The sequence below is a fragment of the Saccharothrix sabaoui genome (genome assembly GCF_051756985.1).
Lineage (GTDB): Bacteria > Actinomycetota > Actinomycetes > Mycobacteriales > Pseudonocardiaceae > Actinosynnema.
In genome coordinates this window covers 1-26,709 of record NZ_JBPKJK010000002.1, presented here as the reverse complement: position 1 = coordinate 26,709, position 26,709 = coordinate 1, and the positions used below count along the sequence as shown (strand labels likewise).

Annotated in this window: 23 protein-coding genes and 1 riboswitch; of the genes, 18 read left to right on the top strand and 5 right to left on the bottom strand. The window is 73.7% G+C overall.

All coding sequences use genetic code 11. The features are described 5' to 3' along the window. The first annotated feature begins 24 nt into the window (after window positions 1-24). On the top strand, window positions 25-219 hold the full coding sequence (locus ACR807_RS00910) for a sigma factor-like helix-turn-helix DNA-binding protein (protein WP_438919215.1): 195 nt from the start codon (window positions 25-27) through the stop codon (window positions 217-219). Between the two features lie 101 nt (window positions 220-320). Here the strand turns inward: ACR807_RS00910 and ACR807_RS00905 are convergent, their stop codons facing one another. Then, window positions 321-1,796: a S8 family peptidase gene (locus tag ACR807_RS00905; protein ID WP_438919214.1), complete on the bottom strand. Its 1,476-nt coding sequence runs from the start codon at window positions 1,794-1,796 to the stop codon at window positions 321-323. A 242-nt stretch (window positions 1,797-2,038) separates the two neighbouring features. On the opposite strand from ACR807_RS00905, the gene ACR807_RS00900 reads away from it, so the two are divergent. The 6 genes from ACR807_RS00900 to proB all read left to right on the top strand — a co-directional run bounded on the left by ACR807_RS00900 (window position 2,039) and on the right by proB (window position 9,938). Next, a complete protein-coding gene (locus ACR807_RS00900) occupies window positions 2,039-2,770 on the top strand; it encodes a TIGR03936 family radical SAM-associated protein (RefSeq protein WP_438919213.1) in 732 nt (243 codons plus the stop codon). Window positions 2,771-2,961: 191 nt separating this feature from the next. Beyond that, entirely contained in the window at window positions 2,962-6,018 is a 3,057-nt protein-coding gene (locus ACR807_RS00895; RefSeq protein WP_438919212.1) for a translation initiation factor IF-2 N-terminal domain-containing protein, read from the top strand. Between the two features lie 604 nt (window positions 6,019-6,622). Further along, entirely contained in the window at window positions 6,623-6,937 is a 315-nt protein-coding gene (gene rplU / locus ACR807_RS00890) for a 50S ribosomal protein L21 (RefSeq protein ID WP_438919211.1), read from the top strand. Between the two features lie 14 nt (window positions 6,938-6,951). Then, window positions 6,952-7,215: a 50S ribosomal protein L27 gene (rpmA, locus tag ACR807_RS00885; RefSeq protein WP_306747174.1), complete on the top strand. Its 264-nt coding sequence runs from the start codon at window positions 6,952-6,954 to the stop codon at window positions 7,213-7,215. A 102-nt stretch (window positions 7,216-7,317) separates the two neighbouring features. Next, window positions 7,318-8,811 (top strand): GTPase ObgE, encoded by a 1,494-nt coding sequence (gene obgE / locus ACR807_RS00880; RefSeq protein ID WP_438919210.1) that lies wholly within the window; start codon window positions 7,318-7,320, stop codon window positions 8,809-8,811. Between the two features lie 14 nt (window positions 8,812-8,825). Continuing rightward, complete coding sequence (gene proB / locus ACR807_RS00875) at window positions 8,826-9,938, top strand: glutamate 5-kinase (RefSeq protein ID WP_438919355.1); 1,113 nt, start codon at window positions 8,826-8,828, stop codon at window positions 9,936-9,938. Here proB and ACR807_RS00870 read toward each other — a convergent pair. Genes ACR807_RS00870 through ACR807_RS00860 form a run of 3 tightly spaced genes read right to left on the bottom strand, consistent with a single transcriptional unit; the run spans window position 9,935 to window position 13,870 of the window. Continuing rightward, a complete protein-coding gene (locus tag ACR807_RS00870) occupies window positions 9,935-11,200 on the bottom strand; it encodes an MFS transporter (protein WP_438919209.1) in 1,266 nt (421 codons plus the stop codon). The genes proB and ACR807_RS00870 overlap by 4 nt on opposite strands. A 58-nt stretch (window positions 11,201-11,258) precedes the next feature. Then, window positions 11,259-11,795, bottom strand: coding sequence for a GNAT family N-acetyltransferase (locus ACR807_RS00865; RefSeq protein WP_438919208.1), 537 nt, complete (start codon window positions 11,793-11,795; stop codon window positions 11,259-11,261). Further along, window positions 11,792-13,870 carry a RecQ family ATP-dependent DNA helicase gene (locus ACR807_RS00860; RefSeq protein ID WP_438919207.1) on the bottom strand — a complete coding sequence of 693 codons (2,079 nt, stop codon included), beginning with the start codon at window positions 13,868-13,870 and terminating at the stop codon, window positions 11,792-11,794. The genes ACR807_RS00865 and ACR807_RS00860 overlap by 4 nt, the downstream gene beginning before the upstream one ends. 80 nt (window positions 13,871-13,950) lie before the next feature. Between ACR807_RS00860 and ACR807_RS00855 the strand changes: the two genes are divergently transcribed. The 10 genes from ACR807_RS00855 to ACR807_RS00810 all read left to right on the top strand — a co-directional run bounded on the left by ACR807_RS00855 (window position 13,951) and on the right by ACR807_RS00810 (window position 24,205). Next, window positions 13,951-15,225: a glutamate-5-semialdehyde dehydrogenase gene (locus ACR807_RS00855; RefSeq protein ID WP_438919354.1), complete on the top strand. Its 1,275-nt coding sequence runs from the start codon at window positions 13,951-13,953 to the stop codon at window positions 15,223-15,225. A 120-nt stretch (window positions 15,226-15,345) separates the two neighbouring features. After that, window positions 15,346-16,524 (top strand): cytochrome P450, encoded by a 1,179-nt coding sequence (locus ACR807_RS00850; protein WP_438919206.1) that lies wholly within the window; start codon window positions 15,346-15,348, stop codon window positions 16,522-16,524. A gap of 5 nt (window positions 16,525-16,529) precedes the next feature. Beyond that, window positions 16,530-16,751, top strand: coding sequence for a ferredoxin (locus ACR807_RS00845; RefSeq protein WP_438919205.1), 222 nt, complete (start codon window positions 16,530-16,532; stop codon window positions 16,749-16,751). A gap of 198 nt (window positions 16,752-16,949) precedes the next feature. Beyond that, window positions 16,950-17,543 carry a nicotinate-nucleotide adenylyltransferase gene (gene nadD, locus ACR807_RS00840; RefSeq protein WP_438919204.1) on the top strand — a complete coding sequence of 198 codons (594 nt, stop codon included), beginning with the start codon at window positions 16,950-16,952 and terminating at the stop codon, window positions 17,541-17,543. Window positions 17,544-17,612: 69 nt separating this feature from the next. Continuing rightward, a complete protein-coding gene (rsfS, locus tag ACR807_RS00835) occupies window positions 17,613-18,035 on the top strand; it encodes a ribosome silencing factor (RefSeq protein WP_438919203.1) in 423 nt (140 codons plus the stop codon). Further along, window positions 18,032-18,646, top strand: coding sequence for a histidine phosphatase family protein (locus ACR807_RS00830; RefSeq protein ID WP_438919202.1), 615 nt, complete (start codon window positions 18,032-18,034; stop codon window positions 18,644-18,646). The genes rsfS and ACR807_RS00830 overlap by 4 nt, the downstream gene beginning before the upstream one ends. Then, window positions 18,643-19,374: a diglucosylglycerate octanoyltransferase gene (gene octT / locus ACR807_RS00825; protein ID WP_438919201.1), complete on the top strand. Its 732-nt coding sequence runs from the start codon at window positions 18,643-18,645 to the stop codon at window positions 19,372-19,374. The genes ACR807_RS00830 and octT overlap by 4 nt, the downstream gene beginning before the upstream one ends. Window positions 19,375-19,385: 11 nt before the next feature. Then, window positions 19,386-20,228, top strand: coding sequence for a DegV family protein (locus ACR807_RS00820; RefSeq protein ID WP_438919200.1), 843 nt, complete (start codon window positions 19,386-19,388; stop codon window positions 20,226-20,228). Window positions 20,229-20,325: 97 nt separating this feature from the next. Further along, on the top strand, window positions 20,326-21,051 hold the full coding sequence (locus tag ACR807_RS00815; RefSeq protein WP_438919199.1) for a ComEA family DNA-binding protein: 726 nt from the start codon (window positions 20,326-20,328) through the stop codon (window positions 21,049-21,051). A gap of 349 nt (window positions 21,052-21,400) precedes the next feature. Beyond that, window positions 21,401-24,205, top strand: coding sequence for a DNA internalization-related competence protein ComEC/Rec2 (locus tag ACR807_RS00810; protein WP_438919198.1), 2,805 nt, complete (start codon window positions 21,401-21,403; stop codon window positions 24,203-24,205). Here the strand turns inward: ACR807_RS00810 and thrC are convergent. Continuing rightward, window positions 24,186-25,448 (bottom strand): threonine synthase, encoded by a 1,263-nt coding sequence (thrC, locus tag ACR807_RS00805; RefSeq protein WP_438919197.1) that lies wholly within the window; start codon window positions 25,446-25,448, stop codon window positions 24,186-24,188. The two genes, ACR807_RS00810 and thrC, sit on opposite strands and share 20 nt — an antisense overlap. A gap of 11 nt (window positions 25,449-25,459) precedes the next feature. Further along, window positions 25,460-25,574: riboswitch (SAM riboswitch) on the bottom strand. Between the two features lie 98 nt (window positions 25,575-25,672). Here thrC and holA point away from each other — a divergent pair. Continuing rightward, the gene (gene holA / locus ACR807_RS00800; protein WP_438919196.1) at window positions 25,673-26,656 is read left to right on the top strand and encodes a DNA polymerase III subunit delta; all 984 of its coding nucleotides are present in this window, start codon (window positions 25,673-25,675) and stop codon (window positions 26,654-26,656) included. Window positions 26,657-26,709 lie beyond the last annotated feature (53 nt).

Sequence of the window (26,709 nt, the reverse complement as noted above, 5' to 3'; positions counted from 1 at the left end):
GCGTTCGTACTCCAGGAGGTCGGGGTGTCGAAGGAGGTGCTCGCCGACGTCATGCGCGAACTCGGCGAAGAGCACCGCGAGGCCATTTTCGAGACCTACGTGCGCGGGCGCACGGTGCGTGAGGCGGCTCGTGCCCTGGGTATTCCGGAGAGCACCGTCAAGTCGCGGGTCTACCACGCGATGAAGATCCTGCGCCGCGCCTTGGCCGAGCGGAACTGAAAGGCCCCGTCACCAATTCGGCGGGCCGTCGGGTGCATTGTCGTCGAATTGGCCGGTGCCATTCCGCGGCTCTGTTCGCGGGCGGTTCCGTTCGCGGGCGGCTACTCCCGGACGGCGGCCAGCGCGTCGACCACGCCGTGGCCGTAGAAGCCGTTGTACTCCGAGTAGCCCGTGCAGAACGCGTCCTGCACGCCGGTGCCGTTGAGGTCGTAGTCGGCGGGGCAGGGCAGCGTCTCGGCCTGCGCGTTGAGCATCCGCGACAGCTCCGGCGCCCCGGCCTCCGGGTGCGTGGACGCCAGCAGCGCCGCCACCCCGGCCACGTGCGGCGCGGCCATCGACGTGCCGCACGAGTAGTCGTACCCGGACGGCACGGTGGACAGCACGCACCCGTTCCGGGCGTCGTCGGGCTCCTGCTTGCGGTCGCCGCCTGGAGCCGTCACGTCGACCGCGCCCAGCCCGTACGAGCTGTACCCGGCCTTCACCTTCTCCGCGCCGATCGACGACACCGCCACCACGTTGCGCAGCTGCGCGGGCAGCACCAGGCACGTGTTGTCCACCGGCTGGGGCCGCACGTCCTCGGGCGCCGCGTTGGTCGGGCTCAGCGCGTCCAGGGCCGGTTTGGTCAGGTCGGCCGCCCCGTTGCCCGCCGCGGCCACCGTCAGCACGCCGCGCGCGGTCGCGTGCTCCACCGCCCGCCGCACCGCCTCGTACACCACGGACTGGCCCACCTTGTTCTGGCAGGTGAACACCCACGGGTCGATGAAGTAGCTGTTGTTGGTGATCGTCATGCCGCGCTCCGCGGCCCACATGAACCCGCACACCGCGTACTCGGGGTAGATGAACCCGTCGTCGTCCACGACCTTCACCGAGGCGATCCGCACGCCCGGCGCGACCCCCGTGGTGCCCAGGCCGTCGTCGGCCGCCGCGATGGTGCCCGCCACGTGCGTGCCGTGCGCGGACGTCGACGGCGACCACGCCGCCTGCGCCGGGTCGGCCACGCCGGTCGTGCAGCCCGCGGACAGCGCCGGGTCGAGCGCGCCCACCAGGTCGGGGTGCGCCGGGTCGATGCCCGAGTCGAGCACGCCGACCACCACGTCCCGGCTGCCGGTGCTCACCGCGTGCGCCTCGGCGGCCCGGATCAGGTCCATGTCCCACTGCTCGGCGGTGCGGTCCACCGCACCCGACGTCCGGTGCGCGCCGCCCACCTCGTCGTCCTTCTTGCGCGCCGGCGCGCCCGTGCGCCGGGACAGGCCGTCCTGCTGGGCGCTGTAGGTCCGGTCCACGCCCATCTTGCGGGTGAAACCGGGATCGGCCGAGACGGCGACCGCGACCGCGATCTGCGGGTGGTACCCCGTCGTGGTGCCGCACGCGGCGGCGACCTGCGCGTTCGCCAGCGGTTCGCTGGTGCCGCGCTCGAACACCACGAGGTAGCGCAGCACCGGGCCGGGCTGCACGCACCCGGACGCGGTCGGCTGGGGCCCCGGTTCGGCCGCGGCGCCCGCGGTGGCCGCGAAGCAGCCCGTCGCGAGCAGCACCGAGGTGACCGCGACCGCTCGGACGCGGCGGAGCAGAGGCACGGGGGACCTCCAGACTGGGCCGGCCGGTCGCCACGACGGCGATCCGTCACTACTCACTGCTGCCGCGCGACGGTAACCAGGTGAGCCGGAGCAGACAAGCGCAACGGCTCCGGGCACGTCCACGGTACCGTCCTGCCGGAGTAGGAGCGTGGACCGTCGGGTACCCACCCCGCCGTGGTCCACCCGGCAACCAGGGAGCAGCACTGAGCCGCCAGCAGCAGCCCAACCCGTCGGCCGCACCGGTGCAGAAGCTCCGGCTGCGCTACGCCAAGCGCGGACGGTTGCGGTTCACGTCACACCGCGACATCGCCCGCACGTTCGAACGCGCGCTGCGCCGGGCGGGCGTGCCGATGGCCTACTCCCAGGGCTTCAGCCCTCACCCGAAGGTGTCGTGGGTGGGTGCCGCGCCGACCGGCGTGGCGAGCGAGGCCGAGTACGTCGAGGTCCAGGTCGTGGAGGAGGTCGACCCGGAGGCCCTGCGCACCGCGCTCGACTCCGTGCTGCCGCCCGGCCTGGACGTGCTGGAGGTGGTCCGGTCGGCCGGCGGCACGCTGCCCGAGCGGATCGAGGCCAGCGAGTGGCGGGTGGAACTGCCCGGCGTGTCGCCCGAAGACCTGGCCGAAGCGGTCTCCGCGCTCATGGCCGCGGGGTCCGTCGAGGTCGAGCGGTTGACCAAGGACGGCAAGAAGGTGCTCGACGTGCGGCCGGCCGTCGTGTCGGCGCAGGTAGGCGTGCATTCGAGCGATGCGGGACACGATGCCGGGGATTTGTCACAACCGTGTGGGATACTCATGACGGTCGTACGGCAGACAACCCCTACCGTGAGACCCGACGACGTGCTGAGCGCGCTCCGAGTCGTCGCCGACCTGGTTCCGCCGGTGCCCGCGAAGGCGACCCGGATGGCGCAGGGGCGGCTCGACGACGAAGGCGGCCTGGTCGACCCGCTGGCCCTTGACCGGGCGGCGGAGGTCTGACCGGACTGCCGGAGCGGCGCTGACGGCGTCGTCGAGCAGGAGTTATAGGACCTGCTGTGCCGCGCGCCCCCACGGGCGGGCGCCACAGCGCAAGGCAAGGATTCCCGCCGCCAGCCGCGGCGGTGAGTGGACAAGAGAGGCCCCTGCGCGGCCGCGTCGGTTGGGACGCGCCCGGGGGCGGAGGAGCTGCATTGTCGAACACGGAAAAGCCCGCCGGCGCCGCCGGCGGGGGTAACGCCACACCCGGACACCCGGACCTGGGCGACCTGCCCGCCAAGCTGAGGGTGCACGCCCTGGCGAAGCTGCTCGGCGCGAGCAGCAAGGACGTCGCGGCGGCGCTCGCCGACCTCGGCGAACCGGTGCGCAGCGCGCAGTCGAGCGTGAGCCGGGACCTGGCGCTCAAGGTCGCGGACAGCCTGCTGAACTGGGACGACATCGTCACCGGCGAGGTGGACGAGCACACCGAGGCGCCGGTCGCGGTCGCCCGCGACGTGGCGCCGCTGACGCCGCTGTTCGCGCCGCCGTCCGCGGTGTTCCTGCCGCCGACGCCGGTCGTGGTCGAGACCCCGGTGAGCCGGGACGACGACGACCACGAGGACGACGAGGACCAGGACGCCGAGGAGCGCGACGCCGCCGACGACGCCGGTGACGAGGGCGAGGGCCGTCGCCGCCGCCGCCGTGGCCGGCGCGGTCGCGGTCGCGGCAAGGGCGTGGGCGACGAGGCCGGTGGCGACGACGAGCAGGCCGACGAGCCCGCCGAGGCCGAAGCCGAGGCCGACGACGCCGCGGACGACGCGGCCGACGAGGACGGCGGCACGAGCCGTCGCCGCCGTCGCCGTCGCCGCCGCAAGGCAGGCGCGGACGACGAGGCCGCCCCGAACGAGGACGACCCGCCGAACACCGTCGTGCACGTCCGCGAGGTCAGCCGGGACGCCCGCGACGACAAGGCCGACTCCGAGGCCGCGCAGAACGAGGTGCGCAGCGTCCGCGGCTCCACCCGGCTGGAGGCCAAGCGCCAGCGCCGCCGCGACGGCCGCGAGGCCGGCCGCCGCCGTGCCCCGGTGCTGTCCGAGGCCGAGTTCCTGGCGCGCCGCGAGGCCGTCGAGCGCACGATGGTCGTCCGCGAGCGCGGCGACCGCACCCAGATCGGTGTGCTGGAGGACGGCGTCCTGGTCGAGCACTTCGTGACCTCGTCGGGCAGCGGCTCGCTGGTCGGCAACGTCTACCTCGGCCGGGTGCAGAACGTGCTGCCCTCGATGGAGGCGGCGTTCATCGACATCGGCCGCGGCCGCAACGCGGTGCTCTACGCGGGCGAGGTCGACTGGGACGCGGCCGGCCTGGAGGGCAAGGCCCGCAAGATCGAGCAGGCCCTCTCCACCGGCGACAGCGTCCTGGTGCAGGTCACCAAGGACCCGGTCGGCCACAAGGGCGCCCGGCTGACCACGCAGATCAGCCTGCCCGGCCGCTTCCTGGTGTACGTGCCGGGCGGCGGCGCGACGGGCATCAGCCGCAAGCTGCCCGACAACGAGCGCAAGCGCCTCAAGGACATCCTCAAGCGGGTCGTCCCTGAGGACGCGGGCGTCATCATCCGCACCGCCTCGGAGGGCATCGCCGAGGACGAGCTGGGCCGCGACGTCACCCGCCTCCAGGCGCAGTGGCAGGTCATCAAGGACAAGGCGAGCACGCCGAAGGCCCAGGCCCCGCAGCTGCTCTACGAAGAGCCCGACCTGCTGGTGAAGGTCGTCCGCGACCTGTTCACCGAGGACTTCGCGTCGCTCGTCGTCCAGGGCGCCGACGCCTGGGAGACCATCGACGGCTACGTCCGGCACGTCGCCCCCGACCTTCAGGAACGGCTGCGCCGCCACGTGGGCAACAGCGACGCGTTCGTCGAGTACCGCATCGACGAGCAGCTGCTCAAGGCACTGGACCGCAAGGTCTGGCTGCCGTCCGGCGGCTACCTGGTCATCGACCGCACCGAGGCGATGACCGTCATCGACGTCAACACCGGCAAGTTCACCGGATCGGGTGGAAACCTCGAAGAGACGGTGACGCGCAACAACCTGGAGGCGGCGGAGGAGATCGTCCGCCAGCTCCGGCTGCGCGACATCGGCGGCATCATCGTCATCGACTTCATCGACATGGTCCTGGAGTCGAACCGCGACCTGGTGCTGCGCCGGCTGACCGAGTGCCTGGGCCGCGACCGCACCCGTCACCAGGTGGCGGAGGTGACGTCGCTGGGCCTCGTGCAGATGACCCGCAAGCGGGTCGGCACGGGCCTGCTGGAGGCGTTCTCGACGACCTGCGAGCACTGCCGCGGGCGTGGCGTGGTCATGTCGACCGAGCCCGTGCACTCGCACAACGGCGGTGGCGGCAACGGCGGCGGCAACGGCGGTGGCCAGCCCCAGCAGCAACAGCAGCAGGGCGGCGGCCGCAAGTCGCGCCGCGGCAAGACCGTCGAGGCCCCCGAGCCGGTGGCCGAGCAGACCGTCGAGCCGGCCGAGGAGCCGGAGGCCGTCGCCGAGCAGCCCGCGTCGACCGAACCGGTGGCCGCGGCCGCCGTGGTCGAGGAGGAGGCCGCGCCGGAACCCACCAAGCGCGACCGCCGCCAGCGCCGCCGCGCCCGCCGGGAAGCCGGCGCGGTGATCAAGCACGGCGAGGACGCCCAGGCCGACGAGCCCACCCCGGCCGCCACCGAACCGACCACCGGCACCGCCGGTGCCGGTGCCGGTGCCGTCACCGGTGAAGCCGCCACGGCCCAGGCCACCCCCGCTGAGCAGGCACCCGCCGAGCAGGCCCCGTCGTCGCAGCCCCAGGCCGCGCCGACCGAGCCCGCCCAGCAGGCTCCGGCCCAGCAGGAACAGGCCCCGGCCCCGCAGGCCGACGCCGAGCAGGTCGACACCGACCAGCCCGGCGCCGCCCAGCCCGTTGCCGGCCGGCGTGGTGCCGGCCGGCGTGGTGCCGCCCAGCCCGAGGCAGAGCAGGCCGAGCCCGCCCAGCCCCAGGCCGCGCAGGTGCCCGCCGAGCAGCCCGCACAGGCTCCTGAGCCGCCCCAGGCGACCCAGGACCCGGTCGAGGCCGTCCCGGCGCAGCAGACCCAGGAGCCCACTCCGGCCCAGCAGTCGGAGCAGCCCCTGAACGGCCACTCCCAGGAGCCGGCAGCGGCCCCCGCGGTGACCACCCGTCGCCGCACGACCCGCCGCGCGGCCTCCCGCCCCGCCGGCCCGCCGCTGGGCGTCAAGGAGAACTGACCGGACGCACGGGGACGACCGCCACCCGCGGCCGTCCCCGTGCCCCGTCCGGCCTCACCCCGGGCACGTCCCACCCACGCCCGACCCGCCTCGTCCGCGCCGCCTCGCCCACATCGCCTTGCCCGGCCGACCCGCGCAACCCCGCCCACGGAGTCCCGCCCGCACACCCTGCTCACGCGGCCCCATCCCCGCCGCCCCGCCGCAGGGTCGCGCTCGCAGGGTCCCGCTCGCGCAGCCCTCGACGTGCCCCGGGCCGCAACCCGGTTCCAGGTGGACCGGCCTCCCGGGACCGGGTTGTCCACACCCGCGCACAACACCCCCGGAACTGTCGGCCCCCCGTGGTTGGCTATGCGCGAGGGGGCCTCCGCGCAGGGGTACCCCCCGCGCAGCTCCGCCGACCGGCCAGGCCCCTCCGACACCGGCCCTGAGCAGCGCGTTCCGGGCACGACCACCCCGGTTTGACCTCGCTGTCCACCGCCACGTAATCTGTTACGCGGCCCGCCTTCCTGGTGGACCCTGTCGCGCGAAGCCCAGTCCGCTCTTCGTCAGTGGAGTCGAGGCGCGCGCGATCCGTCCCGTCGAGCAGCAGGAGACTTCCGTCCCGATGTACGCAATCGTCAAGACCGGCGGCAAGCAGTACAAGGTGGCTGTCGGCGACGTCATCGAGGTCGAGAAGCTCGAAGGCGAGCCGGACACCGAGATCACCTTCGCGGCGCCGCTCCTCGTGGTGGACGGGTCCGACGTCACCTCCGCCGCCGACGCCCTGGCGAAGTTCTCGGTGACCGGCAAGGTCGTCGAGCAGACCAAGGGTCCCAAGATCCGCATCCACAAGTTCAAGAACAAGACCGGCTACCACAAGCGCCAGGGTCACCGCCAGAAGCTGACCCGCGTCGAGGTCACCGGCATCACCGGTAAGTGAGGATCTGACTAGCCATGGCACACAAGAAGGGTGCATCCAGCTCCCGCAACGGCCGTGACTCGAACCCCCAGTACCTCGGGGTCAAGCGGTTCGGCGGTCAGGTCGTCAAGGCCGGCGAGATCCTGATCCGCCAGCGCGGCACCAAGTTCCACCCCGGCGTCAACGTCGGTCGTGGCAAGGACGACACGCTGTTCGCCCTGACCCCCGGGTCGGTGCAGTTCGGCGTGAAGCGCGGTCGCAAGACCGTCAACATCGTCCCGGTCGAGGTCGCTGCCTGAGGGCAGTCGCCAGACCGCGACGCGTGTACGACCTCCGACGAGGGGCGGGACCGGTGCACTCCGGCTCCCGCCCCTCGTTGCTTCTGCTGAAAGGAAATCCCCGTGTCCCGCTTCGTCGACCGGGTCGTCATCCACGTCGCCGCAGGTGATGGGGGCAACGGGGTCGCCTCCGTGCACCGTGAGAAGTTCAAGCCGCTCGGCGGTCCGGACGGCGGCAACGGCGGCAAGGGCGGCGACGTCGTGCTGGTCGTCGACTCCCAGGTGCACACCCTGCTCGACTTCCACTTCCGCCCGAACGCCAGCGCCGGCAACGGCAAGGGCGGCCAGGGCGGCAACCGGGACGGCGCGAACGGCGGCGACCTCGAACTGCGCGTGCCCGACGGCACCGTCGTGCTCACCCCAGAGGGTGAACTGGTCGCCGACCTCACCGGTGAGGGCACCCGCCTGATCGCGGCCCAGGGCGGCCGCGGCGGCCTCGGCAACGCCTCGCTGGCGTCCAAGGCCCGCAAGGCCCCCGGGTTCGCGCTGCTCGGCGAGCCGGGCGAGTCGCACGACCTGGTGCTGGAGCTGAAGTCCGTCGCCGACGTGGGCCTGCTGGGCTTCCCGTCCGCGGGCAAGTCGTCGTTGATCTCGGTGCTGTCCGCGGCCAAGCCGAAGATCGCCGATTACCCGTTCACCACGCTCGTGCCGAACCTGGGCGTGATCACCGGCGGCGAGACCATCTTCACCATGGCCGACGTGCCCGGTCTGATCCCGGGCGCCTCCGAGGGCAAGGGCCTCGGCCTGGACTTCCTGCGGCACATCGAGCGCTGCGCGGTGCTCGTGCACGTCGTGGACTGCGCGACCTACGAGCAGGACCGCGACCCGCTGTCGGACATCGACGCGCTGGAGCAGGAACTCGCGAAGTACACGCCGTCGCTGGCCGACGACCTGGCCGAGCGGCCGCGCGTGGTGGTGCTGAACAAGATCGACATCCCGGAGGCCAAGGACCTGGCGGAGATGGTCCGCCCGGACATCGAGGCCCGCGGCCTGCCGGTGTTCGAGGTGTCCACGGCCAGCCGCGAGGGCCTGCGCGAGCTGACGTTCGCCCTGGCCCGGGTCGTCGAGGAGTACCGGGCGTCCAAGCCGGTGCAGGAGTCGACGCGGATCGTGCTGCGGCCCAGGGCCCTGGACGACGCGGGCTTCACCGTGATCGAGGACCCGGAAACGCCCGGCGGGTTCATCGTGCGCGGCGAGCGGCCCGAGCGCTGGATCAGGCAGACCGACTTCTCCAACGACGAGGCCGTCGGCTACCTCGCCGACCGGCTCAACCGCCTCGGCGTGGAGGAAGTGCTGGTCAAGAAGGGCGCCGAGCCGGGCTGCCAGGTCACCATCGGCGAGCTGGTGTTCGACTGGGAGCCGACCACGCCCGCCGGCATCGCCATGACCATGACCGGTCGCGGCACCGACGCCCGGCTGGAGGCCAACAACCGGGTCGGCGCGTCCGAGCGCCTGGCGGCGAAGAAGGCCCGGCGCATCCCCGGCGTCTACGACGAGAGCGACTTCGACGGCGGCGGGTTCGACCGCGGCGGGGTCGACGACGAGGACGACGAGTGATCGGGTCGGCGACGGTGTCCCAGGCCCGGCAGGCCGTGTCCGCGGCCTCCCGGGTCGTGGTGAAGGTCGGGTCGTCGTCGCTGACCACCGCCGCGGGCGGGCTCGACCCGACGCGGTTGGACGCCCTGGTCGACGCGGTCGCCGCGCGGTGCGCCGCGGGCAGCCAGGTGGTGCTGGTGTCCTCGGGCGCCATCGCGGCCGGCCTGGCGCCGCTGGGCGTGACCAGGCGGCCCCGCGACCTCGCCACCCAGCAGGCCGCGGCGAGCGTCGGCCAGCTGGCGCTGGCGCACGCCTACGCCTACTCGTTCGGCCGCTACTCGCTGACCGTCGGCCAGGTGCTGCTGACCGCCGACGACGTGGTGCGGCGCGCGCACTACCGCAACGCGCAGCGCACGTTCTCCCGGCTGCTGGCGCTGGGCGCGGTGCCGGTGGTGAACGAGAACGACACCGTCGCCACCGAGGAGATCCGGTTCGGCGACAACGACCGGCTGGCCGCCCTGGTGGCGCACCTCGTCGGCGCGGACGCGTTGTTCCTGCTGTCGGACGTGGACGCCCTCTACGACGGCGACCCGCGCAAACCGGGCGCGCGCCGCGTCACGGAGGTCGCCGGGGCGTCCGACGTGGACGGTGTGCGGGCCGGTTCGGTCGGCGCGTCGGGGCTCGGCACCGGCGGCATGGCGTCCAAGCTCGCGGCGGCCCGCCTGGCGGCGTCGGCGGGCATCCCGGTGCTGCTGGCCGGTGCGACGGACGCCGCGCGGGCGTTGAGCACGGCGGACGTCGGCACGGCGTTCGCGGTCACCGGCCCGCGCCTCTCGGCCCGGCGCTTCTGGCTGGGGCACGCCGCCGGCGCGACCGGCAGGCTCGTCCTCGACGACGGCGCGGTGGCGGCCGTCGTGGGCCGGCGGCGGTCGCTGCTGGCGGCCGGTATCACCGGCGTCGAGGGTTCGTTCGACGCCGGTGACGTGGTGGAACTGGTCGACCTGTCGGGGCACGTGGTGGCGCGCGGCGTCGTCGCGTTCGACGCCGCCGAACTGCCCGCCCTGATCGGCCGGTCGAGTCACGACCTGCCGGCCGAGCAGCGCCGCGAGGTCGTGCACGCCGACGACCTCGTGCCCCTGCGGGCTTAGCGCAGTTCTTTGCCCTTCGTCTCCGGCATGCCGAGGATGACGAAGAACGCGATGACGGCGGCGCCCGCGACGTAGAAGAAGAACGTGGTGCCCGGCAGCCACTGGATCACCAGCGGCGCGGTGCCGCCGAACAGCGCGACGGTCAGGTTGTACCAGGAGCCGATGCCCAGCGCCCGCAGCTCCGTGGGGAACAGCTCGCTCATCACCGCCGGCGCCACCGACGTCATCGCCGTGTAGATGCCGGAGCCGATGCAGAACACCAGCAGCAGGTTGCCCACGCTCGGCCCGATCAACGTCGACAGCGGCACCACCAGCAGCGCCGTCGCGCCCGCCCACACCAGCAGCTGCGGCTTGCGGCCGTACTTGTCCGCCAACGCGCCCATCGGGTACTGCAGGGCGATGAACATGACCGTCGCGATCGACAGCGCCAGGAACACGTCCACCGGGTTCGCGCCCCGCTTCGACACCGCGAACGGCGTCAGCGCGCTGAAGAACGTGTAGTAGCACAGCGTCGACAGCATCGTGAAGCCCACGAGCCGCCCGACCGCCTTCGGGTGCTCCCGCAGGGTCACCAGCAGCGGGTTGCGCAGCGCCTTGGCCTTTGCCTTGTTCTGCTCGAACTGCTCGGTCTCCTCCAGGCTGCGCCGCAGCCACAGCCCCACCAGGCCGAGCGCGCCGCCGACCAGGAACGGGATGCGCCAACCCCACGACGAGAGCTGCGCGCTGTCGAGGGAGCGGGCCATGAAGAACCCGAGCAGCGACGCCGTCAGCACCGAGATGCCGGTGGAGATGTAGAAGAACGACGAGTACCGGCCGCGGCGGTGCGGCGGCGCGATCTCCGCCAGGTACGCCGACGCGTTCGACACCTCACCGCCCACCGACAGGCCCTGCGCCAACCGGGCGAGCAGCAGCAGGACCGGTGCCAGCCACCCCACCTGCGCGTAGGTGGGCAGCAGCCCGATCGCCACCGACCCGGCCGCCATCAGCACGATGGTCAACAGCATCGCCGCCCGCCGCCCGCGCAGGTCGGCGAACCTGCCGAGCAGGTACCCGCCCAGCGGCCGGAAGAAGAACGCGAGGGCGTACGCGGCGAACGTGTTGATCAGCGCTAACTGCGGGTTGTCCTTGGGGAAGATCTGCGTGGCGAAGTAGATGCTGAAGGTGGCGTAGATGGTCCAGTCGTACCACTCGATGGCATTGCCGATCGAGGCTGCGACGAGCTTGCGCACGGGTAGGCGTTCTTTGGTCTCCACGGCGGACATGCGGGGACCGAACCACAACGACACCGAAGCCGGTAGTGGCGATGCCGAACTGTCGTATTCAGATGCTCTTACCCCTCCATTCCTCTGCCAATACGGCGAACAGCAGGTCATCGGTCCATTCGCCCTTGTGCCACGTCGCCTTCACCCGATGGCCCTCTCGGCGGAAGCCCAGACGGGTCAGCAACCGCGCCGAACGGTCGTTCCGCGCGTCGCACTCGGCCGTCACCCGGTGCAGACCCCGGTCGGTGAACAGGTGCTCCACCAGGCGGCTCACGGCTTCCGCCGCGTAGCCGAGCCGCTGGTGCTCCCGCGCCAGCGTGTAGCCGATCTCCGCCTGGAGGCGGTCCTCGCGGAGGTTGACACCGACGTCGCCGACGAGCGTCCCGCCCACGTCGACGGCGTACTGGTACCACCCGATCCCGGCCGGGTCGAGCGCCGAGACCTCCCGGATGAACTCCCTGGCCTGCATCAGGGAGAACGGCGCGTCCCACCCCTGGTAGCGCGCCACCTCGGGGTCGGACCGGTAGGCGGCGAACGCCGGCGCGTCGGCCATGGTGAACGACCGCAGCACCAGCCTGGTCGCGACCAGCGTCATGCCGTCACCGCCAGTGCGAACGGCAACACCGCCGACGCCCCCGCCCGCCGCAACGACCGGGCCGCCACCGTCATCGTCCAGCCGGTGTCGACCTGGTCGTCCACCAGGAGCACCGGACCGTCCACAGCGGACAGGTCCGGCGTCTCGCCCTCGCGCACCAGCCCCGCCAACCGCTGCGCGCTGTTGACCCGGCGCGTGGCCTCGCCCAACCACACCCGGCCCAGCAGCGGCAGCCTGCCGACCGACGCGATCCGCTCACCGAAGCTGCCCACCAGCTCCGGCCGCGTCCGCGACCCGACCGTCACCACGCCCACCGGCCGTTCCGCCCAACCCCACGAGGACAACACCTTCACGCAGGCGGCGAAGACGTCCTCCGGGATCGCCTGGTCGGGTTCGGCGAACAGCGACCGCAACCGGTTGCCCCAGCCGATGTCGGTCAGCCGCCCCAACGCCCACCCCGTGGACGCCATCTCGCCGGCCGGGATGCGACCCGAGAGGGACACGCCTGCCGAGGCCATGCCCGTCGGCCACATCTTGCGCGGCTCCACCTCCACGCCCGGCCGCAACAACCGCTCCCGCGCCGCCGAGGACGCCGCCTCCGAGACCTCCGCCGACGGCCGCTCGCCCGTGCAGTTGTCGCACCGCCCGCACGGCGCCGCGTGCGGATCGTCCAACTGCCGCAACAGGAACTCCATGCGGCAACCGTCGGTGGCGAGGTAGTCGAGCACCGCCCGTTGCTCGACCTCGCGCGCCGCCGCGATCCGCTCGTACCGCTCGGCGTCGTAGGACCACGGCCGCCCCGTCGACACCCAGCCGCCGCGCACCCGCCGCACGGCGCCGTCCACGTCCAGCACCTTCAGCACGACTTCCAGCCTGGTGCGGGACAACTCCACTATGGGCTCCAGAGCGGCGGTTGACATCGCTCGATCAGGTGAGAGTGCGTCGAGCACCTGACGCACCACCCGTTCCGGTGGGAACGCCAGGGACGCGAAGTACGCCCAGATGTCGCGGTCCTCCGGGCCGGGCAGCAGGAGCACCTCGGCCCGCTCCACGCCACGCCCGGCGCGGCCGATCTGCTGGTAGTAGGCGATGGGGGAGGGCGGCGCGCCCAGGTGCACCACGAACCCCAGGTCCGGTTTGTCGAAACCCATGCCCAGCGCGGAGGTCGCGACCAGCGCCTTGACGCGGTTGGCGAGCAGGTCCTCCTCGGCGCGCTGCCGCTCCGCCGGGTCCGTGCGCCCCGAGTACGCCGCCACCTCGAAGCCGCGCGAGCGCAGGAACGCCGCCGTGTCGTCCGCCGCCGCCACGGTCAGCGCGTAGATGATCCCGGAACCGGGCAGCGTCCCCAGCCGCTCGGCCAGCCACCCCAGCCGCGCCTCCGCGGTCGGCAGCCGCACCGCCGCCAACCGCAGGCTCTCGCGGTCCAGCGGGCCGCGCAGCACCAGCGCGTCCGTGCCCGCGCCCAGCCCGAGCTGCTCGGCCACGTCGCGCACCACGCGGTCGTTCGCGGTCGCCGTGGTCGCCAGCACCGGCACGCCCGCGGGCAGTTCGGTGAGCAGCGTCCGCAGCCGCCGGTAGTCGGGCCGGAAGTCGTGGCCCCAGTCGGAGATGCAGTGCGCCTCGTCGACCACCAGCAGCCCGGCGGACGCGGTCAGCGACGGCAGCACGGTGTCGCGGAAGTCGGGGTTGTTCAGCCGCTCCGGCGACACCAGCAGCACGTCGACGTCGCCGGAGGTGACCCGGTCCTGCACGTCCTGCCACTCGTCGGTGTTCGCGGAGTTGATCGTCGCCGCGTGCACGCCCGCGCGCGCCGCCGCGTCCACCTGGTTGCGCATCAGCGCCAGCAGCGGCGACACGATCACCGTCGGGCCCTCGCCCAGGGACCGCAGCAGCGCCGTGGCGATGAAGTACACCGCCGACTTGCCCCACCCGGTGCGCTGCACCACCAGCGCGCGCCTGCGTTCGGCCACCAGCGCCCGGATCGCGGTCCACTGGTCGTCCCGCAGCACGGCCCGAGGACCTGCCAGTGCCCTCAGCCGTTCCTCGGCCAGTTCGCGGAGCGCGTTGTCGTCCATGTCGCCCACTCTGGCAGAGACCGCCGACGGTTTCCGGTCCGCGAGAACCTCGGCGACAGCCACGACCGGGTGACCGTAGGCTGAAAGCCGTGACTGACGACCTGCGCGAACAGGTGCACGCCGCGGCCCGCCGCGCCCGTGTCGCCGCCAACGACCTCGTCCTCGCGACCCGTGAGCGCAAGGACGCCGCCCTGCACGAGATGGCCGCCGCGCTGCGCGCCCGGGCAGGCGAGGTGCTGGAGGCCAACGCGAAGGACCTCGAAGCGGGGAAGGCCACGGGCCTGTCCCAGGGCCTGCTGGACCGGCTGGCGCTGTCCGAGGCGCGCGTCGAGGGCGTGGCCCGGGGCCTGGAGACGGTGGCGGGCCTCACGGACCCGGTGGGCGAGGTGCTGCGCGGCTCGATCCTGCCCAACGGCCTGGAGCTCAAGCAGGTCCGCGTCCCGATGGGCGTGGTGGGCATGGTCTACGAGGCGCGCCCGAACGTCACCGTCGACGCGGCCGGCCTCGCGCTGAAGTCCGGCAACGCGGCCCTGCTGCGCGGCTCGTCCTCCGCCGAGCACTCGAACACCGCGCTCGTGGTGGTCCTGCGCGACGCCCTGGAGACCGCCGGCCTGCCCGCGGACGCCGTGCAGCTGCTCCCGTGCCACGACCGCGCGTCGGTCACCCACCTCATCACCGCCCGCGGCCTGGTCGACCTGGTGATCCCGCGCGGCGGCGCGGGCCTGATCGACGCCGTGGTGCGGCAGGCGACCGTGCCGACCATCGAGACCGGCGTGGGCAACGTGCACGTCTACGTGGACGCCTCCGCCGACCTCGACATGGCGCAGCGCATCGTCCTCAACTCCAAGACCCGGCGCACCAGCGTGTGCAACTCCGCCGAGTCGCTGCTGGTGCACGCCGCCGTGGCCGACGAGTTCGTGCCGCGCATCACCGACGCACTGCACGCGCAGGACGTCACCGTGCACGGCGACGAGCGGTTCGCCCGCGACCCGCGGGTGCGCGCGGCCACCGACGAGGACTGGGGCACCGAGTACCTGTCGCTGGACATCGCGGCCCGCGTGGTCGACTCGATCGACGAGGCCATCGAGCACATCGCGGTCCACGGCTCCGGGCACACCGAGGCCATCGTGACGAGCGACCTGGCGGCCGCGCGCCGGTTCACCGCCCGGGTCGACGCGGCGGCGGTCATGGTCAACGCCTCGACCGCGTTCACCGACGGCGGCGAGTTCGGCATGGGCGCGGAGATCGGCATCTCCACGCAGAAGCTGCACGCGCGCGGCCCGATGGGCCTGGCCGAGCTGACCTCGTCCAAGTGGGTGGTCTGGGGCGACGGGCACGTGCGGTCGAGCTCCTGACGAGGGGCTGCTGCGGCGGCTCCTCCGGGGCCGCCGCCGAACGCGCCGGACTCGGTTGACGGTCCGTAGCGACCTCCCTACTGTCGGGAAGCGAGCGACCGCTTGCTTGGGGGTTAACCGATGGAGACCAGGTCCTACCCGTTCGCCGAACCAGACGACCTCACGCTCAACCCCGCCTACCTCGAACTCCAGCGCGACGAACCGGTCGCCCGCGTCCGCCTGCCGTTCGGCGGCGACGCGTGGCTGGCCACCAGGTACGACGACGTCAAGACCGTGCTCGCCGATCCCCGCTTCAGCCGTGCGGCGGCGCTGAACGCCGACGTGCCGCGCACGCTGCCGAACATCCAGACCGACTCGAACATCCTGACCATGGACCCGCCTGACCACACCCGGTTGCGCAGGCTCGTCGCCAGGGCGTTCACCGCCCGGCGGACCGAGCAGCTGCGCGAGCGCGCGCAGGAGGTCGTGGACGGCCTGCTCGACGACGTGGAGGCGCAGGGACCGCCGGTCGACCTCGTCGAGGCGCTGGCGATGCCGCTGCCCATCACGATCATCTGCGAGATGCTCGGCGTGCCCGTCGAGGACCGCGGCAGGTTCCGCGGGTGGTCGGACGCGGCGGTCGCGATCACCGCCTTCGAGCCCGCCGAGATCATCGCGGCCGGCGAGGCGCTGCGCGACTACATCGCCGGCCTGGTGCGGAGCAAGCGCGAGCGGCCCGCCGACGACATGCTGTCCGCGCTGGTCGCGGCGCACGACGTGGACGACCGGCTCGACGAGCAGGAGCTGGTCTCGTTCGGGGTGGCGCTGCTGGTCGCGGGCCACGAGACCACCGCGAACCAGATCGGCAACTTCGTCGTCACGCTGCTGCGCAACCCGGACAAGGTCGCCGAGCTGCGCGACGACCCGTCCCTGCTGCCCGCGGCCGTCGAGGAGCTGCTGAGGATCACGCCGCTGGGCGGCTCGGCGGGCTTCCCGCGGATCGCCACGGAGGACGTCGAGCTGTCCGGCGTGACGATCGCCGCCGGCGAGGCCGTGTTCGTCAACAACGTCGCCGCCAACCGCGACCCGTCGGTGTTCGAGCGCCCCGGGGAGATCGACTTCCGCCGCGAGCACAACCCGCACATCATGTTCGGCCACGGCGTGCACCACTGCATCGGCGCGCCGCTCGCGCGGATGGAGCTCCAGGTCGCCCTCGGCAGCCTGCTCAAGCGGTTCCCGACGCTCCGGCTGGACGGCGACGTGCGGCTCAAGCGGGGCAGGCTGATCCGGGGTCCGCAGTCCCTGATGGTGAGGTGGTAGCCCGCATGGGTGACTGGACGGTCGGGGTCGACCGGGACGCCTGCATCGGCACGGGCATGTGCACGTCCACCGCGCCGGGGCACTTCCGGCTGGTGGACGGCCTGTCCGCGCCGATCAGCGAGTCCGTCGGAGCCGACGACGCCGTGCTCGACGCGGCCGACTCGTGCCCGATGGAGGCCATCCTCGTCCGCGACTCGACGGGGTCGGTGCTCGCGCCGCGGGATTGACCCGCGAAAAGATCTTCCACCGATCGCGTCATGGGTGAGCACGCAGCGCGTTCCACCGCCGTGCGGCCTTGCTTCGGGGTGGGCCGCACGCCTCGGCAGCGGCCCACTCCCCCAGGGCCGCGACCGGGACGGGTGCGCGGGCGGTCTTCCGGGGAGCGACCGGCCGCCCGCGCACCACCGGAACTACGCTCACGTCCCATGTCCAACCGCCGGATCGGCGTCATGGGTGGCACCTTCGACCCGGTGCACCACGGCCACCTCGTCGCGGCCAGCGAGGTGCAGGCCCGCTTCGACCTCGACGAAGTGGTCTTCGTCCCCACCGGTCAGCCCTGGCAGAAGAGCGAGCGCGAGGTCAGCGCCGCCGAGGACCGCTACCTGATGACGGTCATCGCCACGGCCTCCAACCCCCGCTTCTCGGTCAGCCGGGTCGACATCGACCGGGGCGGCCCCACCTACACCGTCGACACGCTCGCCGACCTCAAGCTCGCCCACCCCGGCGCGGACCTGTTCTTCATCACCGGCGCGGACGCCCTGGAGCAGATCCTGTCGTGGCGGCGCGCGGACGACGTGTTCGCCCTCGCGCACTTCATCGGGGTCACCAGGCCGGGCTACGAGCTGGTCGACACGCACCTGCCGCCGGGCGCGGTGTCGCTGGTCGAGGTGCCCGCGATGGCCATCTCGTCGACCGCCGTCCGCGCCCGCACGGCGTCCGGCCTGCCCGTCTGGTACCTCGTCCCGGACGGTGTCGTCCAGTACATCTCCAAGCGCCGGCTTTACTCGATGCCGGATTAATCGCGGTCGCCGGTACCCTCATTGACTCGTGCGGGCGTATAGGCGTCCGCCGAGGTGATGAGGAGTGACGTGGCAGCCACCGACGAGGCACGACGGTTGGCGCTGGTCGCCGCGAACGCGGCGGCGGACAAGAAGGCGCACGACGTGATCGTGCTCGACGTGTCCGACCAGCTGGTGATCACGGACGCGTTCGTGATCGCCTCCGCCCCCAACGAGCGGCAGGTCGGCGCGATCGTGGACAACGTCGAGGAGAAGTTGCGGGAGACCGGTCGCAAGCCGGTCCGCCGCGAGGGCGCGCGCGAGGGCCGCTGGGTCCTGCTGGACTTCGTGGACGTGGTCGTGCACGTCCAGCACGTGGAGGAGCGCACCTTCTACGGCTTGGAGCGGCTGTGGAAGGACTGCCCGCGCATCGAGTTCGACGCCGGCCCCGCGTCGGCCGACGACGAGGTCGACGTGGTCGACGACGATGCCGACGAGGTCGCCGGGGCATGACCCTGAACCGGCTCGTGCTGTGGCGGCACGGTGAGACCGACTACAACGCGACCGGGCGCATGCAGGGCCACCTGGACTCGGTGCTCACCGAAACCGGGTGGAACCAGGCGCGGTTCGCGGTGCCGGTGCTCACCGGGTTCGCGCCCGAGCTGGTGGTGGCCTCCGACCTGCGCCGGGCGCAGGACACGGCGACGGTGTTCACCCGGGCGACCGGGGTAGCGCTGCGCGTCGACGAGCGGCTGCGCGAGACCAACCTGGGCAAGTGGCAGGGGCTGACCTCGGTCGAGATCGAGGCCGAGTGGCCGGGCTCGCTCGACGCGTGGCGCGCCGACGGCACCCTGGCGCCGCCGGACGGCGAAACGCGCGTGGAGGTCGCCGAGCGCGCGCTGGCCGTCGTGCACGAGGTGGACGAGGAGTTCACCGGCACGGTGATGCTGTGCGCGCACGGCGGCCTGATCAGCGCGCTGACCGGCCGGCTGCTGGACCTGCCGGTGGACCGGTGGGCGCTGCTGGGCGGCATCGGCAACTGCCACTGGACGGTGTTCACCCGCCGGCCGGACGGCGACGGCCGCTGGCGGCTGTCGTCGTACAACGCCGGAAGCACGCGGTGAGGCTGCTCGTCCTCGGCGACTCGCTGACGTTCCACGGGCCGCGCGGGCCCCTGCCCGCCGACCACCCGCGGCTGTGGCCGAACGTGTGCGCCTCGGCGCTGGGCGGGCACGCGGAACTGGCGGCGGGGTTCGGCTGGACCGCGCGGGACGCCTGGTGGTCGCTCACCGGCGACCCGCGCGTGTGGTCGCTGCTGCCGCGCACGGACGTGCTGGTGCTGGCCGTGGGGCACATGGACACGCTGCCCTCCCCGTTGCCGACGTTCCTCCGCCAGGGGCTGCGCTACCTGCGGCCGGACGCGCTGCGGCGGCGGGCGCGCACGGCGTACCGGACCGCCCAGCCGGTGCTGTCGCGGCTGCTCGGCGGGCGTCCGGTGGCGTTGCCGCCGCACCTGACCGTGCGGTACCTGGACGACTCCGTGCGCGCCGTGCGCGCGCTCGAACCCGGCATCCGGGTCGTGGGGATGACGCCCTCGGTGCACCGCTCCCCGGCGTACGCGGAGGTGCACACCGGGCGTGCGGCGGCGGAGCGCGCGCTGCGGACGTGGGCGGCCGGCGCGGACGTGCCGCTGCTCGACGTGCCCGCGTTCGTCGGCGAGCACGTGCGGTCGCGGCGCGGCAACCCCGACGGCATGCACTGGGGCTGGGAGGGGCACGAGCTGGTCGGAAAGGCGATGGCCGAACTCGTCAGGACCGTGGCGGTCGGCCACTCCACCCGGACGGAGCCGTAGGCTCGGCCCCCGTGTCCACCACGATCGTCACCGACTCCACGGCGTACCTGCCCGAGGGGTTCGCCGAGCGGCACGGCATCCGGGTCGTCCCGCTGCACGTCGCGGTGGACGGTCGCAGCAGGCTGGACGGGCTGGACTTCGGGCCGGCGGAGCTGGCGGAGGCGCTGGGCGAGCACCGGCGCGTGACCACCTCCCGGCCCACGCCCGGCGAGCTGGCCGAGGTGTACCGGTCCGCGCTGGACGGCGGCGCCGAGGCCGTGGTGTCGGTGCACCTGTCCCGGGAGCTGTCGGGCACCTGGGAGGCCGCGCGGCTGGCCGCGGAGGAGGTCGACCCGGACCGGATCAGGGTGGTCGACTCACGCGCGACCGGCATGGGCCTCGGGTTCACCGCCCTGGCGGCCTGCCTCGCCGACGGCGGCGGGGCGGGCGCGGAGAAGGCGGCGGTCGCGGCGGCCTCGCGGATCAGGATGTTCTTCTGCGTGGAGACCCTGGACCACCTGCGCCGGGGCGGCCGGATCGGCGCCGCGGCGGCGCTGGTGGGCACCGCGCTGGCGGTGAAGCCGCTGCTGCACGTGGACGACGGGCGGATCGTGCCGCTGGAGAAGGTGCGCACCACGGGGCGCGCGATCGGCCGCCTGGTGGACCTGGCCGCCGAGGCCGCGGGGCCCGGACCGGTCGGGCTGGCCGTCCACCACCTGGCCGCGCCGGAGCGCGCGGCGGAGCTGGCGACGCGGTTGGACGAGCGCGTCCCCGGATCGACCGGGTGCCTGATCTCCGAGGTGGGAGCCGTGATCGGCGCGCACACAGGGCCCGGTGTGCTGGGCGTCGTGGTGCTGCCCGGCGGGGTCACCTGACCTCTTCAGCCATCTCGTTTATCCATCTCGGACCAGTTGTCCACAGGTTCGGAACTCGTCCTCGCGCCGTTGCTCCACCCGGCCTAGCGTCGATCGCATGTTCGACACGAAACCGGAAACCCCGCAGGCCCGGCTCCAGGCGTTGATCAGCCGCAACCGCGGCAAGCACCGAGCACCGGACGCCGAGACGCTCGTGTTCGTCTCGGCCGACGACGTCGCCGGGCCGCCACCACCGCTCGCCGGGCTGCTGCGCCGCCTGCTGCCCGCGTCGTCCGCCCCGCCCCGGCGCCTGGTCGTGCTCGCCGGCGTGGTGGCGGCCGTGGCGCTCGTCGTCGCGCTCGCCCTGTGGTGGCAGCGCCCCGTGGCCGAGTCCCCACCGGACCTCCCGGTGGCGGAGGCGGCCGCCGTCACCCAGGTCGAGCAGCAGCTCGTCGTCGACGTCGTCGGCCTGGTGCCCACACCCGGCCTGGTCACCGTCCCCAGTGGAGCCAGGGTGGCCGACGCCCTGCGCGCGGCGGGCGGCCCCCAGCCCGGCGCCGACCTGAGTCCGCTCAACCTCGCCCGCAAGGTCACCGACGGCGAGCAGATCGCCGTCGGGGTTCCCGCGCCCCACGCGGGCGGCACCGCCACCGAACCGCTCAACCTCAACACCGCGACCGAGGAACAGCTCGACACCCTGCCCGGCGTGGGGCCGGTGACGGCGCAGCGCATCGTCGACCGGCGGCAGAAGCGCGGCCCGTTCACCTCGCTCGACCAGCTCGGCGAGATCGAGGGGATCGGTGACGCGAAGCTCGCCAAGCTCACCGAACTCGTCCGCCTCTGACCCCGCCCGCGCCGTCCCGCGCCCCAGCCGTCCCGCCGCCACTGTCCCGCCGCCGTTGTCGTCCTGCCCGGAGCACCACCATGCCCGCCCCACGGCTCGCCCTCGTCCCACCGCCCAGCCCTGACACCGGCTCCCGCCGCCGAGAACGGAGGTCGCCCCTCGACCGTCCCCGCACCACCGGAGGTGTGCCCGCCCGCCACCTCGTCCCCGTTCCGACCCACACCCAGGACAGGAGGGTGCCCATCCGAATCGTTCGTGCCACCCGCCCATCACCGACACCGCTCCCACGGCGCCCACCGCCCGGAACGCGTCGCCACCTCACCGCCGTCCCGTCCCGGTGGGTGGGGTCGTGAGCCCCCGCGCGCACCTCGTCCCGGCCGCGCTCGCCGTGTGGGCCACCGCCCTCGCCGGTCTGCTGTGGACCTGGTGGGCGGCGGTGGTGGTCGGCCTGGTGGCCGCCGCAGTCGGCGGTCTGGCGCTTCGCCCGTGGCGCCAGGCGGCACTGGCGGTGGTGGTCACCGGGCTGGCGGCGGCGTGCTGGATCGGCCTCCAGGTCCACGCGTCGGCGCACCACCCCCTGCGGTCGCAGGCGGAGCGGGGCGGGACCACCACGCTGGAGGTCGAGCTGGACGAGCGGCCACGAGGCGTGCGCACCAGCGGGTTCGGGTCGCGGGCGGGCGGCGTCGACCTGGTGGTGGCGAGGGCGACGCTCGACGACGGCGGCCGGGTCGTCCTGCTCGCCCCGGCGCAACGGTGGCAGGAGCTGCTGCCGGGGCAGCGCGTCACGGCCAAGGGCGGTCTCGCCCCGCCTCGCGGCCGTGAGCTGGCGGTCGCCGTGCTCAGGGTCCGCGGACCCCCGGTGGCGGTGACCGCAGCACCGGTGTGGCAGCGCGCCGCCGAAGGGCTGCGGGCCGGGTTGCGGGAGGCGAGCACCGCCCTCGACCCCGAACCGGCCGGGCTGCTGCCCGCGCTGGTCGTGGGGGACACCTCCACCCTCGCGCCCAGGGTGGTGGAGGAGTTCCGCACGGCCGGCCTGGCCCACCTGCTCGCGGTGAGCGGCGCGAACCTGGCGATCCTGTGCGGCGCCGTGCTGCTGGTGCTGCGGCTGGTGCGGGTCGGTCCACGCGGGTGCGCGGCGGGCGCGATGGTCGCGCTGGTGGGTTTCGTCCTGCTGGCGGGGCCCGAGCCGAGCGTGCTGCGGGCGGCCGTGATGGGCGCGGTGGCGTTGCTGGGTCTGGTGCTGGGGCGGGAGAAGTCGGCGTTGCCCGCCCTCGCGGCGGCCGTGGTGGTCCTGGTGCTCCACGACCCGGACCTGGCGACCGCGCCGGGCTTCGGCCTGTCCGTGGTGGCCACGGCCGCGCTGGTGCTGCTGGCGCCGGGATGGTCGGCGGCACTGCGGGCGCGCGGGGTGCCGGCGGGGCTCGCCGAGGCGCTGGCGGTGCCGGTGGCGGCGAACCTCGCGACCGCGCCGCTGGTCGCCGGGTTCGCGGGGCAGGTGAGCCTGGTGGCGGTGCCGGCGAACCTGCTCGTCGCGCCGGTGGTGGCGCCGGTGACGGTGCTCGGTGTGGTGGCGGCCGTGCTGGCGCCGGTGCACGGGGCGGCGGCGCGGCTGGTGGTGGAGGTCGCGGGTCCGGCGGTGTGGTGGCTGGTCGCCGTGGGTCGGCAGGCGGCGGCCGTGCCGGGCGCGGCGGTGGACTGGCCCGAGGGCTGGGCCGGTGGGGCGTCGCTGGCCGCGACGGTGGTGCTCGGGTGCCTGCTCGTGCGGGCGCGGCGGGTGCGGGCGCTGGTCGTGGCGGGCGTGGTCGGCGCGGTGCTGGTGGTCGTGCCGCTGGGCGTGGTCTCGCCCGGCTGGCCGGTGCCGGGGTGGTCGGCGGTGGCGTGCGACGTGGGGCAGGGCGACGCCGTCGTGCTGGCCACCGCCGACCGCGACCGGGCGGTGCTGGTCGACACCGGGCCCGACCCCGGACCGGTGCTGTCGTGCCTGCGGCGGCTCGGGGTGCGGCGTGTCCCGCTGGTGGTGCTGAGCCACCTGCACGCCGACCACGTCGGCGGGCTGGCCGCGGTGCTGTCGGAGCGGGAGGTGGGCGCGGTGGCCGTGGGGCCTTCGCGTCGGCCGGGGTGGGCGTGGGAGGAGGTGCGGGCGCGTGCGCGGGCGGCGGGGGTCCGCGTGGTCGAGCTGGGCGCCGGGCAGCGGGTGAGCTGGCCGGGACTGGACCTCGACGTGCTGGGACCGCGAGCGGCCCCGGTGGGGGAGACCAACACGGCGGTCAACGACGCGTCGCTGGTGCTGCGGGCCACGACCGCGGCCGGGCGGGTGCTGCTGACCGGCGACGTCGAGCTGGCCGGGCAGGCGGACCTGCTCGGCGGGCACGTCGACCTGAGGGCCGACGTGCTCAAGGTGCCGCACCACGGGTCGCGGTACACGTCGCCGGCGTTCCTGGAGGCAGTGCGGCCCCGGGTGGCGTTGGTGAGTGTCGGGGCGGGCAACCGCTACGGCCACCCGAGCGGGGTGCTGGTCGACGCCCTGACCCGGCAGGGCGCGCTGGTGCTGCGCACCGACCGGGACGGCGACACCGCCGTCCTCACCGGCCCGGACGGGCCGCGGGTCGCCCGCCGGGGCGGCCCCGACCACGAAGCAGGAGGGGATCACCATGGGCGGGAACGACAGGAACGACGTGTGGGTCAGGCTGCGCACGGGGTGGCGGCGGTCCGGTGGCGACCGGGCCGTGGGGTGGGCGCTGTGGCAGCGCGGCTACACCGCCCACCCGTGGCCGCGCGACGAGCTGCGGCCCTCGTTCGCCTATTACGTGTGCGAGGAGCTGCCCGCCGGTGGGCGGGGGATCGTCGCGCGCGCCACCGTCACCGGCGTGGTGCGGACCGCCGAGGTCGACTCCGCGGACTCGGCGTACCGGCTGGTCGCCGACGCGTTGTTCGACGACGACCTCGCCATGGCCCCGGAGGAGTGGTACGCCGAGCGCTACAACCGGCAGAAGGCGGCGCGGCCGTGGCCGCAGCTGCTGACCGCGTGGCGCGTGGTCACCGAGCAGGTCGGGCCGCAGGAGCTGCCCGAGCTGACCGCGTTCCCGCGCACCGGGTGGTTGCGGTCGGGGAGGGTCGCGCTGTGAGCGCCCCGGTCAGGATTCGAGGGCCTTGAGCACGGCCTCCGCCGACGGCGGGACGTTGGCCTTCGGGCCGACCCGGTCGCCGAGCGCGTCGAGGGTCTTGAGGCCGTCGCCGGTGATGAGCAGCACGGTCTCGCCGTCGGGGTCGAGCCGGCCCGTTTCGATGAGCTTCTTCGCGGTCGCCACGGTCACACCGCCCGCGGTCTCGGCGAAGATGCCCTCGGTGCGGGCCAGCAGCCGGATGCCCTCGATGACCTCCTCGTCGGTGACGTCCTCGATGGCGCCGTTGGTGCGGCGCACCGCGTCGAGCACGTACGGGCCGTCGGCCGGTGCACCGATCGCCAGCGAGCGGGCGATGGTGTCCGGGCGGACGGGGGTGACCACGTCGCGGCCGGCCTTGAAGGCCGCGGCGACGGGGGAGCAGCCGGTGGCCTGCGCGCCGAACACCCGGTACGGGGTCTGCTCGACCAGGTCGAGTTCGCCCAGTTCGCGGAACGCCTTGTCGACCTTGGTGAGCTGGGAGCCGGAGGCGATGGGGACCACGATCTGGTCGGGCAGCCGCCAGCCGAGCTGCTCGGCGACCTCGTAGCCGAGCGTCTTGGAGCCCTCGGCGTAGTAGGGGCGGACGTTGACGTTGACGAACGCCCAGTCCTCGTGCTCGGCGGCCAGTTCCTGGGCGAGCCGGTTCACGTCGTCGTAGTTGCCGTCGACGGTGATCAGGTTGCCGCCGTAGACGGCGGTCATGAGGATCTTCGCCCGCTCCAGGGAGGAGGGCACCAGGACCACCGACTCCCAGCCCGCGCGGGCCGCGGCGGCGGCGACGGCGTTGGCGAGGTTGCCGGTGGACGGGCAGGCGAGGACCTTGAAGCCGAGTTCGCGGGCGGCGGCGAGGGCGACGCCGACGACGCGGTCCTTGAACGAGTGGGTCGGGTTGCCGGTGTCGTCCTTCACCCAGACCTTGCGGACGCCCAGGGCCTTGGCGAGGCGGTCGGCCTCGACGAGGCGGGTGCCGCCGGGGTCGGTGTTGGGGTGCGACTCGACGGTGGAGGGCACGGGGAGCAGGCCGCGGTAGCGCCAGATCGACCGGGGGCCGGCCTCGATGTCCTCGCGGCGGACCCGGCCGAAGTCGTAGGCCACTTCCAGCGGCCCGAAACACTCGAGACAGGCGTATTCCGGGGCGAGCGGCGTCTGGTGCCCGCACTCGCGGCAGGACAGGGCGCGAGCCGGACCGAGGTCGAAGGAGGTGGTGGCCGAGGGCACACTGACAGCAGTCATCGCGAGGTATCTCCTCATCTTTCCCGCGTCGCGGGTCGGAATTGGCACCGTGATCGCACAGCAGGTGCTGTGCGACGGGTTGCCGGGGCTTCTTCGGGCCGATCCCTCTGCCCCTCTGGATGAGCGGTATTCAGTTGTCGGCACTCAACGTACGACAGGATCCCGCTCCTCAGCCAGTTGCGTCCACCATCCGGACGCGGGACGGGCGTGGGAGGATCGCGCCCGTGAGTGCGCCCGCTGAGACGCCCGACGCCGTGCACCTGGTCGTCGGCGAGGAGGAGTTGCTGGTCGAGCGCGCTGTGCGCGGCGCGTTGGAGGTCGCGCGCAAAGCCGACCCGCAGGCCGACCTGACCAGGGTGCGGGTGACTGATCTCACCCCTCCTGAGCTGGCCGAACTGGTGAGCCCGTCGCTGTTCGCGGAGGGCCGGGTGGTCGCGCTGGAGGCCGCGCAGGAGGCCGGCAAGGAGATCGCCGACGCCGTGCTCGCCTACGCCAAGGCGCCCGCGGACGGGGTGACGCTCGTGGTGGTGCACAGCGGTGGCGGGCGCAGCAAGGTGGCCAAGGAGCTGCCGGCGGCGCTGCGGAAGGCCGGGGCGCGGGTGATCGAGTGCCCGAAGATGACCAAGGCGTCCGACCGCGAGGCTTTCGTGCGCAACGAGATCCGTTCCGCGGGCGGCGGCAAGGCCGATCCGGAGGCGGTGGCGGCGCTGATCGAGGCCGTCGGGTCGGACCTGCGCGAGCTGGCGGCGGCGGCGGCGCAGCTGGTGGCGGACACCGACGGCAAGGTCGACGCGGAGGCGGTCCGCCGCTACCACCGGGGGCGGGCCGAGGTGACCGGGTTCGCGGTGGCGGAGAAGGCCGTCATGGGTGACCGGGCGGGCGCGCTGGAGGCCCTGCGCTGGGCGATCCAGCTCGGCGTGCCGCACGTGCTGGTGGCCGACGCGCTGGCCGACGCGGTGCGCACGGTCGCGCGGGTGTCCGCGGTGGGGCGGGGCGACCCGTTCAAGCTGGCGGGCGAGCTCGGCATGCCGCCGTGGAAGGTGAAGAAGGCGCAGGGGCAGTCGCGTGGCTGGGAGGAGCGCGGGCTGGCCGAGGCGATGTCGGTCGTGGCGGACCTCAACGCGGACGTGAAGGGCTTCGCGGCCGATTCGGGCTACGCGCTGGAGCGGGCGGTGCTGAAGATCGTCGCGGTGCACGGGCGGCGCTGACCCACGCGAGGGGTGTCGACCTGCGCGAGGGGGGCTGACCTGTGCAGGCGGCG